Genomic DNA, 298 nt, shown 5'->3' on the forward strand with positions numbered 1-298 from the left:
GCAGGTGCTGGGCGCGCCGGGCCACGATCCGCACGCGCTGCTGCTGTTTTGCGCGCAGGAGGGCGTGCTGATCTCGGGCGACGCCTTGTGGGAGAACGGCTTCGGCGTGGTGTTCCCCGAACTGGCGGGCGAGCCGGGCTTCGACGAGGTGCGTGCCACGCTCGACCTGATCGGCACGCTCGACGCGCATGTGGTGGTGCCGGGGCATGGCCGGGTGTTCGGCGTCGTGCGCGCGGCTTTGGAGCGGGCCTGTTCGCGGCTCGTTTACCTGGCGGCCGATCCGCGGCGCAATGCGGAG

Annotated in this window: 1 protein-coding gene; it reads left to right on the forward strand. The window is 71.8% G+C overall.

Going from position 1 to position 298, the window contains the following annotated elements; translation table 11 throughout:
* Positions 1-298: MBL fold metallo-hydrolase (locus KVT32_RS29675; RefSeq protein WP_217619382.1), on the forward strand; the 298-nt coding region annotated here is incomplete at both ends.

This window comes from Achromobacter sp. GbtcB20 (assembly GCF_019091095.1).
In the GTDB taxonomy this organism is placed as follows: Bacteria; Pseudomonadota; Gammaproteobacteria; order Burkholderiales; family Burkholderiaceae_B; genus Achromobacter; species Achromobacter mucicolens.